Annotated in this window: 14 protein-coding genes; 8 read left to right on the forward strand and 6 right to left on the reverse strand. The window is 69.0% G+C overall.

All coding sequences use genetic code 11. From position 1 onward, the window contains the following. Window positions 1–23 precede the first annotated feature (23 nt). Together J2W68_RS16215 and J2W68_RS16220 are read left to right on the forward strand one after the other, a co-directional pair. The gene (locus J2W68_RS16215) at window positions 24–1490 is read left to right on the forward strand and encodes a M23 family metallopeptidase (protein ID WP_310237939.1); all 1467 of its coding nucleotides are present in this window, start codon (window positions 24–26) and stop codon (window positions 1488–1490) included. Window positions 1491–1558: 68 nt separating this feature from the next. After that, entirely contained in the window at window positions 1559–2692 is a 1134-nt protein-coding gene (locus J2W68_RS16220; RefSeq protein ID WP_310237941.1) for an anhydro-N-acetylmuramic acid kinase, read from the forward strand. Window positions 2693–2805: 113 nt separating this feature from the next. On the opposite strand, the gene J2W68_RS16225 is transcribed toward J2W68_RS16220, so the two are convergent. The 3 genes from J2W68_RS16225 to J2W68_RS16235 form a co-directional block, all read right to left on the reverse strand. Then, window positions 2806–3072 (reverse strand): hypothetical protein, encoded by a 267-nt coding sequence (locus J2W68_RS16225; protein ID WP_310237944.1) that lies wholly within the window; start codon window positions 3070–3072, stop codon window positions 2806–2808. Between the two features lie 149 nt (window positions 3073–3221). Beyond that, window positions 3222–4616, reverse strand: a complete 1395-nt coding sequence (locus J2W68_RS16230; protein WP_310237946.1) for an AmpG family muropeptide MFS transporter — start codon at window positions 4614–4616, stop codon at window positions 3222–3224. Next, the gene (locus J2W68_RS16235) at window positions 4613–5431 is read right to left on the reverse strand and encodes an exodeoxyribonuclease III (protein ID WP_310237949.1); all 819 of its coding nucleotides are present in this window, start codon (window positions 5429–5431) and stop codon (window positions 4613–4615) included. The genes J2W68_RS16230 and J2W68_RS16235 overlap by 4 nt, the downstream gene beginning before the upstream one ends. An 83-nt stretch (window positions 5432–5514) precedes the next feature. Between J2W68_RS16235 and J2W68_RS16240 the strand changes: the two genes are divergently transcribed. The 4 genes from J2W68_RS16240 to J2W68_RS16255 all read left to right on the forward strand — a co-directional run bounded on the left by J2W68_RS16240 (window position 5515) and on the right by J2W68_RS16255 (window position 8242). After that, window positions 5515–6027, forward strand: a complete 513-nt coding sequence (locus J2W68_RS16240) for a GNAT family N-acetyltransferase (RefSeq protein WP_310237951.1) — start codon at window positions 5515–5517, stop codon at window positions 6025–6027. Continuing rightward, window positions 6024–6683 (forward strand): orotate phosphoribosyltransferase, encoded by a 660-nt coding sequence (gene pyrE, locus J2W68_RS16245; protein WP_310237954.1) that lies wholly within the window; start codon window positions 6024–6026, stop codon window positions 6681–6683. Before J2W68_RS16240 ends, pyrE begins: the two co-directional genes overlap by 4 nt. Before the next feature lie 34 nt (window positions 6684–6717). Next, window positions 6718–7368: a hypothetical protein gene (locus tag J2W68_RS16250; RefSeq protein ID WP_310237956.1), complete on the forward strand. Its 651-nt coding sequence runs from the start codon at window positions 6718–6720 to the stop codon at window positions 7366–7368. A 79-nt stretch (window positions 7369–7447) separates the two neighbouring features. Continuing rightward, on the forward strand, window positions 7448–8242 hold the full coding sequence (locus J2W68_RS16255) for an undecaprenyl-diphosphate phosphatase (RefSeq protein WP_310237959.1): 795 nt from the start codon (window positions 7448–7450) through the stop codon (window positions 8240–8242). Between the two features lie 4 nt (window positions 8243–8246). Here the strand turns inward: J2W68_RS16255 and J2W68_RS16260 are convergent, their stop codons facing one another. Both J2W68_RS16260 and J2W68_RS16265 read right to left on the reverse strand, forming a co-directional pair. Next, complete coding sequence (locus J2W68_RS16260; RefSeq protein WP_310237960.1) at window positions 8247–9035, reverse strand: TatD family hydrolase; 789 nt, start codon at window positions 9033–9035, stop codon at window positions 8247–8249. A gap of 145 nt (window positions 9036–9180) precedes the next feature. After that, entirely contained in the window at window positions 9181–10956 is a 1776-nt protein-coding gene (locus tag J2W68_RS16265) for an endonuclease (protein WP_310237962.1), read from the reverse strand. A 91-nt stretch (window positions 10957–11047) separates the two neighbouring features. Between J2W68_RS16265 and hrpB the strand changes: the two genes are divergently transcribed. Together hrpB and J2W68_RS16275 are read left to right on the forward strand one after the other, a co-directional pair. Next, entirely contained in the window at window positions 11048–13600 is a 2553-nt protein-coding gene (gene hrpB / locus J2W68_RS16270) for an ATP-dependent helicase HrpB (RefSeq protein WP_310237965.1), read from the forward strand. Between the two features lie 268 nt (window positions 13601–13868). After that, a complete protein-coding gene (locus J2W68_RS16275; RefSeq protein ID WP_310237968.1) occupies window positions 13869–14222 on the forward strand; it encodes a hypothetical protein in 354 nt (117 codons plus the stop codon). A 303-nt stretch (window positions 14223–14525) separates the two neighbouring features. Here J2W68_RS16275 and J2W68_RS16280 read toward each other — a convergent pair whose 3' ends face one another. Next, entirely contained in the window at window positions 14526–15629 is a 1104-nt protein-coding gene (locus J2W68_RS16280) for a hybrid sensor histidine kinase/response regulator (RefSeq protein ID WP_310237972.1), read from the reverse strand. Between the last annotated feature and the right edge of the window lie 42 nt (window positions 15630–15671).

Below are 15671 nucleotides of genomic sequence, written 5' to 3' on the forward strand. Positions count from 1 at the left end.
CACGCCATCCGGACCCGCCCACGATGACGAATTCCGTCCCGCCACCCCAGGCCGACGCGCACCACCAGCAGGTGCTCCACGACAACCTGCAGGCTGCGGCCCGGAACAGGCAGCAGGAGCTCGCACCGCGCCGGCATCTGTATCCCGGCCGCTGGACGCGTCGCGACTGGGGCCATGCCAGCCTCTTCGCCACGCTCGGCGTACTGGTTGTTGCCCTCGTGCCCGGCGTCTCGCAGGCCATGCGCGGCGATGCCCAGCCGCAGCACGATCTGGTGACGATGTCGCTGGCGCTGCCGCCGCTCACCGCCACCCAGCGCACCGCGCAGCAGACCCACGACAACTGGCAGCTGGTCACCGTCGAACGCGGCCAGACGCTCGGCTCGATCTTTTCCGACCTCGATCTGCCCGCCTCGACGATGCACCGCATCCTCGAGCTGCCCGATGCCAAGGCCAAGCTGACGCGCATGCGGCCGGGCACCGAGCTGGGCTTCGATCTCAGCCTCGACGGCACCCTCAACAAGCTCCGCTACGACCGCAGCGATACCGAACGCGTCGAGCTGAGCCTGGTCGGCGATACCGTCCGCGAGGAAGTCGTCGAGCGCCCGGTCGAGATCCGCAATGTCGTCATCAGCGGTGAAGTGGGACGTTCGCTGTTCCACTCGGCGCGCAAGCTGGGCCTGTCGGGCGCGAACATCAACACGCTGACCGACGAAGTCTTCAAGTACGACATCGACTTCAACACCGACGTCACCCAGACCGACCGTTTCAGTGTCGTCGTCGAGCAGGTCTGGCGCGAAGGCGAACTGATCCGCAGCGGCCCGGTGCAGGCGGCGGTGTTCACCGCGAAGGGCAAGCCCTTCAGCGCGTTCCGCTACGAGCAGGACGGCAAGGCCGAGTACTACAACGCCGAAGGCCGCCCGCTGAAGAAGAGCTTCATCCGCATGCCGATCCAGTACGCGCGCCTGAGCTCGCGTTTCGGCAGTCGCCGCCATCCGGTGCTGGGCACGATGCGCATGCACAAGGGCGTGGACTACGCCGCGCCGACCGGCACGCCGATCATGGCCGCCGGCGATGCACGCGTGCAGTTCCGCGGCGTGCAGGGCGGTTACGGCAACACGGTGGTGCTCGACCATGGTCGCGGCCACACCACGCTGTACGCGCACATGTCGCGCTTCGGCAACATCCGCCAGGGCCAGCGCGTCGCGCAGGGCACGGTGATCGGCTACGTCGGCACCACCGGCCTGTCGACCGGCCCGCATCTGCATTACGAATTCCGCGTCAACGGCGTGCATCGCAATCCGCTGCAGCACACGATGCCCGAGCCCGATCCGCTCAGCGGCGCGGCGCTGGCGCAGTTCCGCCAGCAGACCGGTCCGGCGCTGGCGCGCATCCGCGAAGTCGAGAACGTGATCTACGCGCAGGTGCCGGCCAAGCCGGATCCCGACCGGCAGGTCGCGAACGCCGCACGGCCCGGCAACGGCCGCGGCTGATCCGCCTCGAACGCCCGGCTCCGGCCGGGCGTTTCGTTTGCACTCTCCTTTCGCCCGACGCTGACGCCATGTCCGATCTGTTCCTCGGCCTGATTTCGGGCACCAGCGCCGACGGCATCGACGCGGCCATCGTCCGCTTCGACGATCGCGCCGACGGTACGCTGGACGCGGAGCTGCGCTTCGGCGCCACCTATCCCTGGGATCCAGCGCTGCGCGCGCGTCTGGTCGCGCTGGGCCAGCAGGCCGCGTCACTGACGCTCGATGACGTCGGCGAACTCGACGTGCTGATTGCCGATGCGTTTGCCGATGCCGCACTGGCCGCAATCACCGATGCCGGACTCACGGCGGCTGACATCCGCGCAATCGGTTCGCATGGGCAGACGCTGCGCCACCGCCCCTGCGGCCGCGACAACGATGGCCGCGCGCCGTTCACGCTGCAACTCGGTGACGGTGCGCGTATTGCCGAAGGCACCGGCGTGGCGACAGTCGCCGATTTCCGTCGCCGCGATGTCGCCGCCGGCGGCCATGGCGCGCCGCTGCTGCCCGCCCTGCATGCGGCGCTGCTGTCGCGTCCGGGCGAGGACCGCGCGGTGCTCAACCTCGGCGGCATCGCCAACCTGACCCTGCTTCCGGGCGATGGCGGCCCGGTCCGCGGCTTCGACACCGGCCCGGCCAACGGGCTGATGGATGCGTGGTGCCTGCGCCACACCGGCGAGGCCTTCGATCGCGGTGGCGCTCTGGCTGCGCGCGGACGCGTCGATGCTGGGCTGCTCGCGCGACTGCGGTCCGAGCCGTGGTTCGCGGCGCCACCGCCCAAGTCCACCGGCCGCGACCAGTTCCATCTCGACTGGGTCGACGCCGCATTGCAGGGCGGCGAATCCATTGCCGATATCCAGGCGACGCTGCTCGCGCTCAGCGTCGCGACGATCACTGACGCCCTACGCGCGACCCAGCCGGGCACCGCGCGGGTGATCGGCTGCGGCGGCGGCGTGCACAACGGCGCGCTGATGCGCGCGCTGGGCGAGGCGTTACCCGGGGTGGCCGTGGAATCGAGCGCCGCGCACGGGCTCGATCCGGATCATGTCGAGGCGATGGGCTTCGCGTGGCTGGCGCGGCAGACGGTGCTCGGGCGTCCGGGGAACCTGCCGTCGGTCACCGGTGCGGCGGGTCCTCGCGTGCTCGGAGTCGTGCATCCGGCCTGAGCCGTCCGGCGGGACGTCGCGCCCATGATTCTGTAGGCGCGCGCTTGCGCGCGAGGTGCTTTCCCGCAATACGGCATCGCGCGCAAGCGCGCTCCTACAGGACGGCGAACGCCTCAGCTCGCGGGGGCAGGCTGCGCCGGGCCACGCCCGATCAGCGCGAAGGTGTCGTCGGGGATCTGCTCAAGCGCGCCGATCGCCGCCGCCAGCACGCCGTCCTCGGCCGGGTCCAGGGACACACGCTCGTCGCCGATGCTCGCCCGCAGACCCTGCTCGAGCAGGAACCGCAGCGTGCGCGCCTGACCCCAGCCCTGCGTGTCCGCATAAGCGGTGATGCGCTCGAGCAGCGCGGGGTCGAGATCCTTGAGCACGATGTCGGTCATTTCGTGATATCTCCCGTGGCGGTCGCGTCGTCGAGGCGCGCCCAAGTCTGAACCGAAAGAAGAACACAAGTGCGGCACCACGACCACAGCAGTGATCACGAAACACGCTGCGGGGGGTCTGCAACCACGTCGCTCTGACTGATGCGCAGCTAGGTCCCGGTCTGCGTTGCGACCATGGCAGGCGGGATCGGAGGTCGTCGCCACAGCACGATGCACAGCGCGATCGCCGGGATGCCGATCAGCGCGGTCCCGGTGAAGAAGAGCGCGTAACCTTCAAGCAGCGTGCGGCCCACGGCCAGCTGTTCCACCCACACGCCGGAAAAGCCTTTGAGCACCTTGCCCGCCAGGGCATAGAACGAACTCAGCAGCGCGTACTGCGTGGCCGTGTAGCCGAGGCTCGTCAGGCTCGACATGTAACCGATCAGTGCGACGCCGGCGTAGCCGCTGCAGAAGTTGTCGATCACCATTGCCGCGGTGAAGACCCCCGCATCGGAACCGTGCAGCGCGAGATAGGCGAAGGCCAGGTTCGAGCCCGGTCCGAGCACCGCGCCGGCGAGCAAGGTCGGCATGAACCCGAAGCGCACCGCGGACAGCCCGGCCGCGGCGATGCCGACGATCGTGGCGACCAGGCCGACCGAGCCGCGGACGGCACCGACGGTTTCCTTCGCGAGACCGAGATCGGCATAGAAGGGATTCGCCATCGGTCCCATCACGAAATCCGGCATGCGGTACAGGCAGATCGCCAGCAGCATGACGAACGCGAAGCGGCCGTGCTGGGCGAAGAACGCGATGAACGGCCCGACGATCGCGTCGAACAGTCCGCGCGCAGTCCACAGGGTGGGCTGCTGGTTCGTTGCGATCTCACTGGCGACAGGCTCGCGCGCGATCATCACCGCGACCACGCCCACACCCATCAGCGCCGCCATCCACAAGTAGGAAACCGTCCAGCCAACACGCGCGGCCATGATCAGGATCAGCGCGTCGGTCACCAGCAGCGCGCCGCGGTAGCCCAGCGTGGAGGTCGACGTCAGCAGGCCCTGTTGTTCGTTGTTCGACGCGCTCTCGATGCGCCAGGCGTCGATGACGATGTCCTGCGTGGCCGAGGCGAAGGCAACGGCCAGCGCGAGCGCGCCGAACACCAGCAGGCGGTCGATGCCGATGCCAGCGATGGTCAGCACGTCCTCGCGCGGTTGGATCAGCACCATGCCCACCAGTGCCGCGGCGACGACGATCTGCGCCAACAGCATCCAGCCGCGCCGGCGCCCGAGCCAGCGTCCGAAGATCGGCGCATCCGCCTTGTCGACCAGCGGTGCCCAGAGAAACTTCAGCGAGTACGCCAGGCCCACCCATGACAGAAAGCCGATCATCGACAGTTCGATGCCGTTCTCGCGCATCCAGTAGCCGAGCGTGTTGCCGACCAGGTAGATCGGAATACCGGAGCTGAAGCCGAGCAGCAGCATCGCCAGTACCTTGCGCTGACGCAGACTGGCGACGACGGTCCGCCAGCCAGGCCGCGGCTTGGCCTCGGTGGCCGGCGCGCTCACGCGCGGTAGTCCACGACCAGCGGGGCGTGATCGGAGAAGCGTGGCTCGGGATGCACGGCGACCGAGCGCACGCGGTCACGCAGCGACGGGGTGATGAACTGGTAGTCGATCCGCCACCCCACGTTGTTGGCACGCGCGGCGCCGCGGTTGCTCCACCAGGTGTACTCGGGCGCATCCGGGCGCAGCACGCGCAACGCGTCGAGCCAGCCGGTCGCGGGCGGCTCGACCAGGCCATCGCCGCAGGCATCGCCGATCATGCCGTTGAGCCAGGCGCGCTCGGGCGGCGTGCAGCCGGAGTTCTTCTGGTTGCTGGTCCAGTTCTTGATGTCGCTGCGCGCACGCACGATGTTCCAGTCGCCGCACAGTACGTAGTCGCGACCGCTGGCCAGCCATGCGTCGAGGATGGGTTTCAGCCAGTCCATGACTTCGAACTTGAAGCCCTGGCGCAGCTCACCCGACGAGCCGGACGGGATGTAGAACGACACCACGCTGAGATTGCCGAAACGCGCTTCGATGTAGCGGCCTTCCTCGTCGAACGGTGCCCAGCCGAGCGACGTGCGGATCTCGTCGGGTTCGCGGCGCGCGTAGATGGCCACACCGCTGTAGCCCTTCTTGGTCGACGCGTCGCGGAACCAGGCTTTGTAGCCAGCGGGCAGGAAGTCGGCATGCAGGCCGGATTCGCCCAGCAGCTGGTGTTCCTGCGCCTTGGTTTCCTGCATGCACAGCACGTCGGCGTCCTGGGCGACGAACCAGTCGAAGAAGCCTTTTCTCGCGGCGGAGCGCACGCCGTTGGCGTTGAAGCTGACGATTTTCATGCAGGCCTGCAGCACATGTACCGGCGCCAAGCCTACCGGATTCGCGCTGACCGTCCGGCCTTTGCAGCGCGTATCCTCCGCGCATGTCGTCGGCTCTGCTGCCTTGCGTTGTATTGGCGTCGGCCGCACAGGCCGAGGCCGCGCGCTGTCTGGCGCTCACCGCGACGCAGACGATCTACGCCGGCGACATCGTCTTCGCCGTCGACAACGCGATGGCCGCCCCGGATAGCGACGCGATGGTGGTGCTGCTGGGCGACATCGTCATTGGCTTCTATCGCCTCGATTACCCGACCGCGACCTTCGGCAAACAGGGCGTGGACCGGCGCACTGCGACGCTGCGGGCGTTCGCGCTGGATGTTGCCTGGCAGGGCCGCGGGCTCGGCCTGCCGACGCTCGCGGCCTGCTGCGCGGATCTGACCCAGCGACATCCCGAGCGCGTGCTGCTGGCGCTGAACGTGCATGCCGCCAACACGATTGCTGTGCAGCTGTACCGGCGCGCCGGCTTCGTCGACAGCGGCGAGCGCATGCGCGGCGGCCGCGGCGGGCCGCAGTACCTGATGCTGCGCGCACTCGGCGTGGGACAATGGGCGCCATGACCGACCATCGCACCCGTTTCCTGCAGCTCGCCCTCGAGGCCGACGCACTGCGCTTCGGCGAGTTCACGCTGAAGTCCGGCCGCGTCAGTCCGTATTTCTTCAATGCCGGGCGTTTTGATTCCGGTGTCGCCATCGCCACGCTGGCCGGCTGTTACGCCGACGCGCTGGACGCGGCCGGGGTCGAGTTCGACCTGCTGTTCGGCCCGGCCTACAAGGGCATTCCGCTGGCGACGGCGCTGGCCTGCGAGTACGCGCGCCGTGGCCGCGATCTGCCGGTCGCGTTCAACCGCAAGGAAGCCAAGGCGCATGGCGAGGGCGGCCTGCTGGTCGGCGCGCCGCTGGCCGGACGCCGGGTGCTGATCGTCGACGACGTGATCACCGCCGGCACCGCGATCCGCGAAGCACTGGGGCAGATCGCCGACGGCGGCGGCACGGTGGCCGGCATCGTCATTGCCCTCGACCGTCAGGAGCGCGTGGCCGAGGATAGCCAGGAGTCCGCCGCGCAGCGCGTCGCACGCGAGCAGGACGTGCCCGTGGTGGCCATCGCGGGGCTGTCCGACCTGCTTGCATTTGTCGGCCAGAGCGCGACACTGGCGGCAGAACGCGACCGCCTGCTCGCCTATCGGGCACGCCATGGCAGCGAACCGACACGCTGATTCCACGCTTCGGGCCGTCAGGGGGACGGACGACATGCATTTTCCGAACCGACTGATGGGCGGCCTGCTGCTGGCCTGCATCGCCACCGGCGCGCTGGCGCAAAAGCCCACCGCCGACCGCAAGGTCTACTGCTGGAACGAAGCCGGCCGTCGCGTGTGCGGCGATGCTTTGCCGGCGTCGGCGGTGGATGCCGAGCGCACCGAGATCAGCGCGCGCAGCGGCATGGCCACCGCGCATGTGAGCCGGGCGCTGACCGCCGAGGAACGCAGCGAAGCGGCCGCTGCTGCGCAGCAGGCGAAGCTCGATGCCGAGGCCGCGGCCCTGCGCCAGCGACAGGAACTGGCGATGGTCGAGTCCTACGCGACCGAAGCCGATCTGCGCCGCGCCTACGGCGAGCGCATCGTGCTGGTGGACGAAGCGCTCAAGACCTCGCGCATGGGCGTCGACAACCTGCGCAACAGCCTGCTGTCGCTGCTGCGCCAGGCCGGCGAGCGCGAGCTGGCCGGAGAGACCGTCGCCAAGCCACTGGTCGACAGCATTCGCAGCCAGCACAGCGACCTGCAGCGCCAGCTTGCGGTGCTCGACCAGCAGCTCGGCGAACAGGCCGCGCTGGGCGGTGACCTGCAGGCGGCGCTGACTCGCTACCGCGAACTCAAGCAGACCGCGGCCACCGCGCGCGACTGACTGCTGGCCCCGCGCGGGTTCGCGCGGGCGTCGACGACCGGTATCCTCGCGGGCTTGCCCCCCGCGCAGCAAAAACGCCGTGTCCGATCCGATCTCCGCACTGCTCCTCGGCATCATCGAGGGGCTCACCGAATTCCTGCCCGTCTCCAGCACCGGTCACCTGCTGATCGCCCAGCACTGGCTGGGCGCGCGCTCGGACTTCTTCAACATCGTCATCCAGGCCGGCGCGATCCTCGCGACGCTGCTGGTGTTCCGCCAGCGCGTCTGGCAGCTGACGACGGGCCTGGGCAACCGCGAGCACCGCGATTATTCGATGAAGATCGCGGTCGCCTTCCTGGTCACCGCGCTGGTCGGCCTGCCGGTACGCATGGCCGGCTGGGAACTGCCCGAGACCGTTACTCCGGTTGCGTGGGCGCTGATCATCGGCGGCATCTGGATGCTGGTGGCCGAGTACTTCGCCGAAAAACGCGGTGACAACACGCACGTGACGTGGACGGTAGCGGTCGCGGTCGGTCTGGCGCAGGTGGTGGCCGGCGTGTTCCCCGGCACCTCGCGTTCGGCGACGACGATCTTCCTGGCGATGCTGCTGGGCCTGAGCCGACGCTCGGCCGCGGCCGAGTTCGCGTTCCTGGTCGGTATCCCGACGATGTTCGCCGCCAGTGCCTACGCGTTCCTCGAACTGTGGATGGACCAGGGCCTGGGCGAGGAAGCCTGGGGCGATGTCGCGATCGCGTTCGTTGCGGCGATGGTCACCGGTTTCATCGTCGTGAAGTGGCTGCTCGGCTACATCAAGCGCCACCGCTTCACCGGCTTCGCGATCTATCGCATCGGCCTGGGTGCGGGCCTGCTGCTGTTGATGCCGTCGGGCTTCTGAGTCTTTACGGTAGCCGGAAGAATGCGGCCGCCGTTGCGGTTGTGGCGTCTGCGGTGACCGCGACCTCCTCACCGCGATCGCGCGCGAGCGCCTCAACGATGTGCGGCAGGAACGCCGGTTCGTTGCGGCGGTCCTTCGGCAGCGGCTTGAGCGTGCGCGGCAGCAGGTAGGGCGCATCGGTTTCGACCATCAGGCGGTTGGCCGGGATGTTGGGCACCAGCTCGCGCAGATGCTGGCCGCGGCGCTCGTCGCACAGCCAGCCGGTGATGCCGATGTGCCAGTCGCGGTCGAGACACTCGAACAGTTCGCGCTTGCCGGCCGTGAAGCAGTGCACGACCGCCGGACCGATCCGGCCTTCGAACTCGCGCATGATCGCGACGAAGTCGTCGTGCGCGTCGCGCTGGTGCAGGAACAGCGGCTTGCCGGTATCGGCAGCGTTCTGCAGCTGCCGCTCGAAGGCCTTGCGCTGCGCCGGACGCGGCGCGAAATCGCGGAAATAATCCAGACCGCACTCGCCGACCGCGACGACTTCCGGATGCGCGAGCAGCGCGCGCATTTCTGCATCGCACTCCGCGGTGTACTCGACCGCGTGATGCGGATGCACGCCCGCCGTCGCGTACAGAAAACCCGGATGCGCCTGCGCGAGTTCGAGCGCTTTGGGCGAATGCTCGCGGCTGGCACCGGTGATCACCATGCGCGTCACGCCCGCCTCGCGTGCGCGCTGCAGCACTGCGTCGCGATCGTGGTCGAAGCTGTCGTGGGTGAGATTGGCGCCGATATCGATCAGCTGCATGGCGGATTGCGGGGAACGTGGGGCGTGCAGTGTAGACGGCGGGCTTCGAAGCCCGCCCTGCATGCCCTCGATTCGCCTGTAGAGCCCAACCCTCACCCGACGCGCTTCGCGCGTCGACCTCTCCCAGAGGGAGAGGTGCAAATACCTAGTTCAACAATTGGCAACTTGCCGGCGTCGTGCTCTCGAACAGCGCGCGCGTGGCCCATTGCGGCTGGTCGATGAAGGGATTGCGGTTGCCCTGGAAGTTGTAGACCACTTCGTTGCGTTCGCGCTCGCGGGCGTCCGGCGGGTCGGCCTGGTGCCAGGCCAGCAGCGTCGACAGCAGGCCCATGTAGGCCGGCGATGCCGAGGTCGACACGATGCGGCTGCGGTCGTCGGTCAGTTCGAGGTCCGGCTCGCCCTGACCGGTCGTCGGATGCGCGCCGCCTTCGTAGCGGATCGCCATGTACAGCACCGCGCGGGCGATGTCGCCCTGGCGATGGCCCCAGACCTGGAAGCCGTTGGCGTTGGTCCAGTTGGAATTGCCCGGGAACAGGCCGGTGCCGCCGCCGACGCCCTGGTTGGCTTCGGTTGCGCGTTCGCTGCAGTTGGCCGAGGCCGTGCAGTCGGCCAACGGTTTGTTGCCGCGCGCCGAGTTGTGGTCGGTGTCGCTGAGATAGAGCATGTGCGCGTCAGTGTGCGGCGCGTTCGGCAGGCCCTTGTCGCCGCTGGTCGAGGGGAAGCCGAGCGACTTGGGCCAGGTGTGTTCGCGGTTGTAGGTCAGCCCGCTGCCGGTGCCCGCGCGGCCGCTGCCCTTGGTGTAGCTGCGGTTGCGGTAGACGTCGAGGATCTTGCCGCTGTCGGCCGGATCCTCGTCGGCGATTTCGAGGATCGTCCAGGTGTTCGTCGTGCCGCCGCTGTAGGGATAGGACGTGTGGCCGCGGATCGTCGCGTGCAGCGAGCAGCGCAGCTGGCCGGGGCTGCTGGTGTTGACGCGTGCGTAGTAGGCGCCGCTATCGCCTCCGCCGCCGCCGCTGGCGACATTGAACGCGATGACGGTGTTTGCGGCCGGCGACAGACCCGCGGCATCGGTTACTGCGTTCGCGTTGACCGTCAGTGTGCAGGCTTCGCCTGCATGCAGCGCAGTGCCAGTGCCGATCGCGAAGCTGCTGCCGCTGTTGGCGTGATCGAGCATCACCGCGCCCGAGGTCGCGCACTGCAGCGCGAACGCGCCGTTGGCGAGCGTGACCGTTTCGCTGAAGGACACCGACAGATCGCCGGCCGCGGGGAAATCGGATGCGCCGCTGACGGGCGTGGTCGCGGTGATCGACGGCGGCGTGGTATCGCCGCCACCGCCACTGCCTCCAAAGGTCTGGCCGGTGTTGCAGGCACCGAAGGTCTGCGTCGATGACGGCGCCCAGTCGAAGTCGGCCGCCGTGCTGCCGTTGCCGGTCAGTTGCAGCGACGTGCCGACGGGCGCGGTCGCGCTTTCCGCCACCGGCAGGTTCTGGCTGGTCAGTCCGGCGGCAGGACCGTTGCCGGCGACGATCGTGCCCTCGTAGCTGATGAACTGCACGACGGTGCCGGCGCTATCGACCAGTGCGATGCCGTCGTTGGATCCGTTCTGCAGGCCGTCGCGCGGCCAGGTGACCGTGGCGATCCCGACACTCGCGCCGCAGCTGCGCGTCTGCGCGGCCGGCACCGCGACGTTGCCGTAGGTGGCCGCCGCGTTGGGCGCGTTGCTGCCGTTGTAGAGCCACACGCGATACCCCGACAGGTTTTCGCCTGCGGTCGCGACGATCTCCACCGCTTCGCCGACATCCGCGCCCGCGTTGTCGTAGTGCAGCTCGTTGATGAACACCTCGGCGAACGCGGCAGGCGCGGTCGCGGACAGGCCGCAAAGCAGCAGGACGTGCGGAAGACGGCGAAGGCGAGCGCGCATGAGGGATCCGATGGCGGGGACCTGGCGAGTCTGGCGGGCGCCGATGACAGTCGATACCGGGGCAAACCCTTGCCTGCGCGCATCGACGTCGATGCGTGACGTCGTTAGCCTGTGCGCCGTGACGCACGCCGCCGCTCCCGTCTTTCCCATCACGTCGTTGTTGCCGGAGATCGTCTCCAGCCTCGCCGCACATCCGCGCCTGGTGCTCGAAGCGCCGCCGGGCGCGGGCAAGACCACGCAGGTGCCACTGGCGCTGCACGACGCGGACTGGCTGGCCGGGAAGAAGATCGTGATGCTGGAACCGCGACGCGTCGCCGCGCGTTCTGCGGCAAGCTTCATGGCGCGCCAGCTCGGCGACGAGATCGGCGGCCTCGTCGGCTATCGCATCCGCTTCGAGCAGCGCGTCAGTGCGCGCACGCGGATCGAGGTCGTCACCGAAGGCATCCTGACGCGCATGCTGCAGGACGATCCGGAACTGTGCGACGTCGGTGCGCTGCTGTTCGACGAGTTCCACGAGCGCCATCTCGCCGGCGATCTCGGCCTCGCACTCGCGCGCGACGTGCAGACCGGCCTGCGCGAAGACCTGCGCCTGGTGGTGATGTCGGCGACGCTCGACGGCGCGCGCATCGCGACGTGGCTCGATGCGCCGCGGCTGTCGAGCGCGGGCCGCAGCTTTCCGGTCGACGTGTCGCATGCGCCGCCGAAGCGCGACGAGGCGCTCGAGCACCAGGTGCGTCGCGTGCTCGTCGATGCACTGGCGACGCAGCCTGGCGATGCGCTGGTGTTCCTGCCGGGCCAGCGCGAGATCGCGCGCTGTCGCGCGCAGCTCGAAGCCGCGTTGCCGGGCGATGTCGAACTGCTGGCGCTGCATGGCGAACTGCCGGTCGATGCGCAGACGCATGTGCTGCAGCCATCGACCGATGGTCGTCGCCGCGTGGTGCTGGCGACCAATGTCGCCGAGAGCAGCGTGACGCTGCCGGGCGTGCGCATCGTCGTCGACAGCGGTCAGGCGCGCGAGCCGCGTTTCGATCCCAACAGTGGCTTCTCGCGGCTGGAGATCGTGTCCATCTCGCAGGCCTCGGCCGATCAGCGCGCCGGTCGCGCGGGGCGCGTCGCCTCGGGGGTCGCGCTGCGCTTGTGGCCGGAATCGCAGCGGCTCGAACCGCAGCGGCGGCCGGAGATCGCGCAGGTCGATCTGGCCGCGCTCGCCCTCGAACTCGCCGCCTGGGGCGATCCATCACTCGTGTTTCCGGACGCGCCGCCGGCCGGTGCGATGGGCGCCGCGCACGATCTGCTGCAACGCCTCGATGCGCTGGATACGCGGGGTGCGATCACCCAGACCGGCCGTCGCATGCTCGCGCTCGGCACCCATCCGCGTCTCGCGGCGATGCTGTTGGCCGGCGCGGATGCCGGCGAACGCGCACTGGCCTGCGATCTGTGTGCGCTGCTGGAAGCACGCGATCCGCTGCGGCCGTTGCCGGGTACACCCCGCTCGGATGGCGTCGCCGCGCGCTGGCAGGCGCTGGCCGCATTCCGCAGCGGACGCACGCCGGCCGATGCACAGCGCGGCGCACTCGCCGCAATCGATGCGGCCGCGAAGCAATGGCGGCGACGTCTGAAGCTCGACGCCGCACCGCCGTCGTCCGCACCCGTGCACGTGCTCGGTGATCTGCTCGGCCATGCGTTTCCCGATCGCATCGGCCATCGGCACGCGCGCGACGATGCCCGTTACACGCTCAGCAACGGCCGCATGGCGCGGCTGTTCGACGACAGCACGTTGCGCGGCGAAACATGGATCGTCGCCAGCGAGCTGCGCCACGAGGCCAAGGACGCATTGCTGCTGCGCGGCGCGCCCATCGACGAGGCACGGTTGCGGCGGCAATGGCCCGAACGCTTCATCGACGCCGACGAGACGCGCTGGGATGCTGAGCGTCGCGCCTTGGTCGGTGAACGTGTGCGCCGCTTCGACGGCATCGTGCTCGACGCCCGAGCCAATGGCCGCGTCGATCCGGCGCAGGCCGCGCAGGCGCTGAGCGATGCCGTCGGCGCATTGGGCCTCGATGTGCTGCCGTGGCGCGACGCCCTGCGCCAATGGCAGGCGCGCGTGCAGGCGGTGCGCGCGTGGATGCCCGAACTCGCGCTACCCGACGTGTCGGACGCGACGCTGCTGGCGACGCGCGACGCATGGCTGCGACCGGCGTTCGCCGGCATCACCCGGCTCGATGCACTCGGCGCGGACGCGCTGGCCGATGCCCTGCAGAACCAGCTGGACTGGTCGCTACGCCAGCAGCTCGACCGTCTGGCGCCGGTGCGCATCACCGTGCCGTCGGGCATGGCGCGCGCGATTGACTACGCGATCGAGGCCGACGGCACGCCCGCGCCGCCGGTGCTCGCGGTCAAGCTGCAGGAACTGTTCGGCCTGGCGAAGACGCCGACCGTCGCTGATGGCCGCGTGCCGCTGACGATCCATCTGCTGTCGCCGGCCGGCCGCCCGTTGCAGGTCACGCAGGACCTCGCCGGTTTTTGGGAACGCACGTATCCGGAGGTGCGCAAGGAAATGAAGGGGCGGTATCCGAAGCATCCCTGGCCCGAAGACCCTTGGAACGCACCCGCAACGCATCGTGCGAAACCGCGCGGTACCTGAGGCGGGTCCGATCAGGACGCGTGGCGACGGTGACGCATGGCCGCGGCGGGGGCGCGGACGGAGGACGCCCGGGTGCCCTGCGCCGCATCAGGCAACACCGCGCCACTCCGCATCAGTCGACACGCAGTGGCCGCCACAGCGGCATTGCCGCGGCCTGGTTGGCCGAACGTCAGCACAACAGGCGGCACTGGCCCGCACAGTGCTCACGCCAGTTCGACAGCCGGTAACGAAGACTCATGCTCCCACATCGGACATCCGAGGTCATTCCATGAGCAAGTTCGAAGCGTTGTCCGACAAGGCACTGTCGCTGGTCGGCCAGGCAGGCGACAGTCTGCGTCATGCGATTCCCGACTCCGCCGAGAAGTGGCTGCAGACGGGCGTTGCGCTCGGCGCTGCGCGCACCGGCACCAAACTCGCCGGCGGCTTCCTGCGTCGCAACCCGGCCATCCTCGCCGCGTCGGTGATCGGCGCCGGTCTGGTCTGGGTCGCGGCCCGCCAGTACAAGAAGCGCAAGGAAGGCGGGGCGGTGGAAGGCAGCTCGCGCCGCATCGAGCCCACCCGGGCACCTGCGCGCAAGCGCACCACGCGTCGCGGCGCTGCCGCCTCGAACAGCAACGACTGAGTTCGACAGGATCACCCGTGCGCTGGCCATGCGGCCAGGCGCAGGTCGACCGGACGCGGGCCTCAGGCCCGCGTTTTTTATGGGCGAACGCAAAAAAAACGGAGCTGCCGTCGGCGTGACGCGGCGCTCCGAGGCGCCCGAACCCGCTGCGTGCTGAGGTGTTGAAGCGACAGGTGCGGCAGGCATATCCGCGCCGAACCGTCGGTTCGAAGTCCTCGTGATCCGAGTCGCCGGCAGTCCATCTGCACGCCAACCGGCTCGCGATGCGGGCCGTCTGGCCCCGGGCGCCGCGCTGTCGAACGCTTACGCGTCGGACGGCATTTCCGGCAACTCGATCACGAACCGGGCGCCGCCGCCTTCGCGGTCCTCGTACCAGAGCTGGCCACCCAGGTCGACGATGATCTGCTTGGCCAGCGACAGGCCCAGACCGCTGGAACGTCCGTCTTCGGTGCCGGCGTGCGCCAGCCGCTGGAACGGCCGGAACAGCGCGTGCTGCTGGTCGCGGGCGATGCCCGGGCCGCGGTCTTCCACCAGCAGCTGCCAGAAGCCCGCGCCACCACCACGCAGCGAGATGTCGACGTCGCTGTCGGGTGCGTACTTGATCGCGTTGGTGATCAGGTTCTCGGCGACCTGACGCAGCACCAGGCCGTCGATCGCGACCATCGGCGCCGCATCGGGCGCACGCACATGCAACTGCACGCCCCGGTCCTCGAACTGCATCCCGTAGCGCGCGATGATCCACGCCAGCACGTCACGCAGGCCGGTGGCCTGCGTGGCCTCGGCGGCCTTGCGCGAGGTGTCCTGGGTTTCCAGGTAGCGGCGGATGTAGCCCAGCGCGTCTTCGGCGCTCTCGTGGATCATCTTGTGGTAGCGCGGAATGCGCTCGGTCTTGGTCTCGTTCTTGACCAGCATGTCGCTGGCGAACCAGATGCTCGACAGCGGATTTTTCAGGTCATGGGCGACCAGGTTCACCAGCTCCTGGCGCTCGCGCGCGATGCGCTCGAGGCGGTCGCGGGTCTGCTTGAGACCGACGTGCGCGTTGACGCGCGCGAGCAGCTCTTCGGGCATGAAGGGCTTGGTGACGTAATCGACCGCACCGGCGTCGAACGCGCGCAGCAACAGCTCGCGATCCTGGGCCACGGTGAGAAACACGACCGGCAGGCGCAACAGGTCGGGGTTCTGCTTGATCTCGGCCAGTAGCGCGAAGCCGTCCATGTTCGGCATCAGCATGTCGAGCAGCAGCAGGTCGGGCTGGCGCGCTTCGAGCATCGCCAACGCTTCGGCGCCGTCGGGCGCCGTTTGCACTTCGTAGCCGTGACGGCTCAGCAGCGAACTGACGACACGCAGGTTCGCAGGCTGGTCATCGACGACGAGGATGCGACCGCTGGCGTTTGCAGAGTTCGGCATGGGGCTCCGGGGTGGCCCCGAACGGGGAAGGGTGACACGCGT

The sequence above is a fragment of the Luteimonas terrae genome (genome assembly GCF_031457535.1).
Lineage (GTDB): Bacteria > Pseudomonadota > Gammaproteobacteria > Xanthomonadales > Xanthomonadaceae > Luteimonas > Luteimonas terrae_A.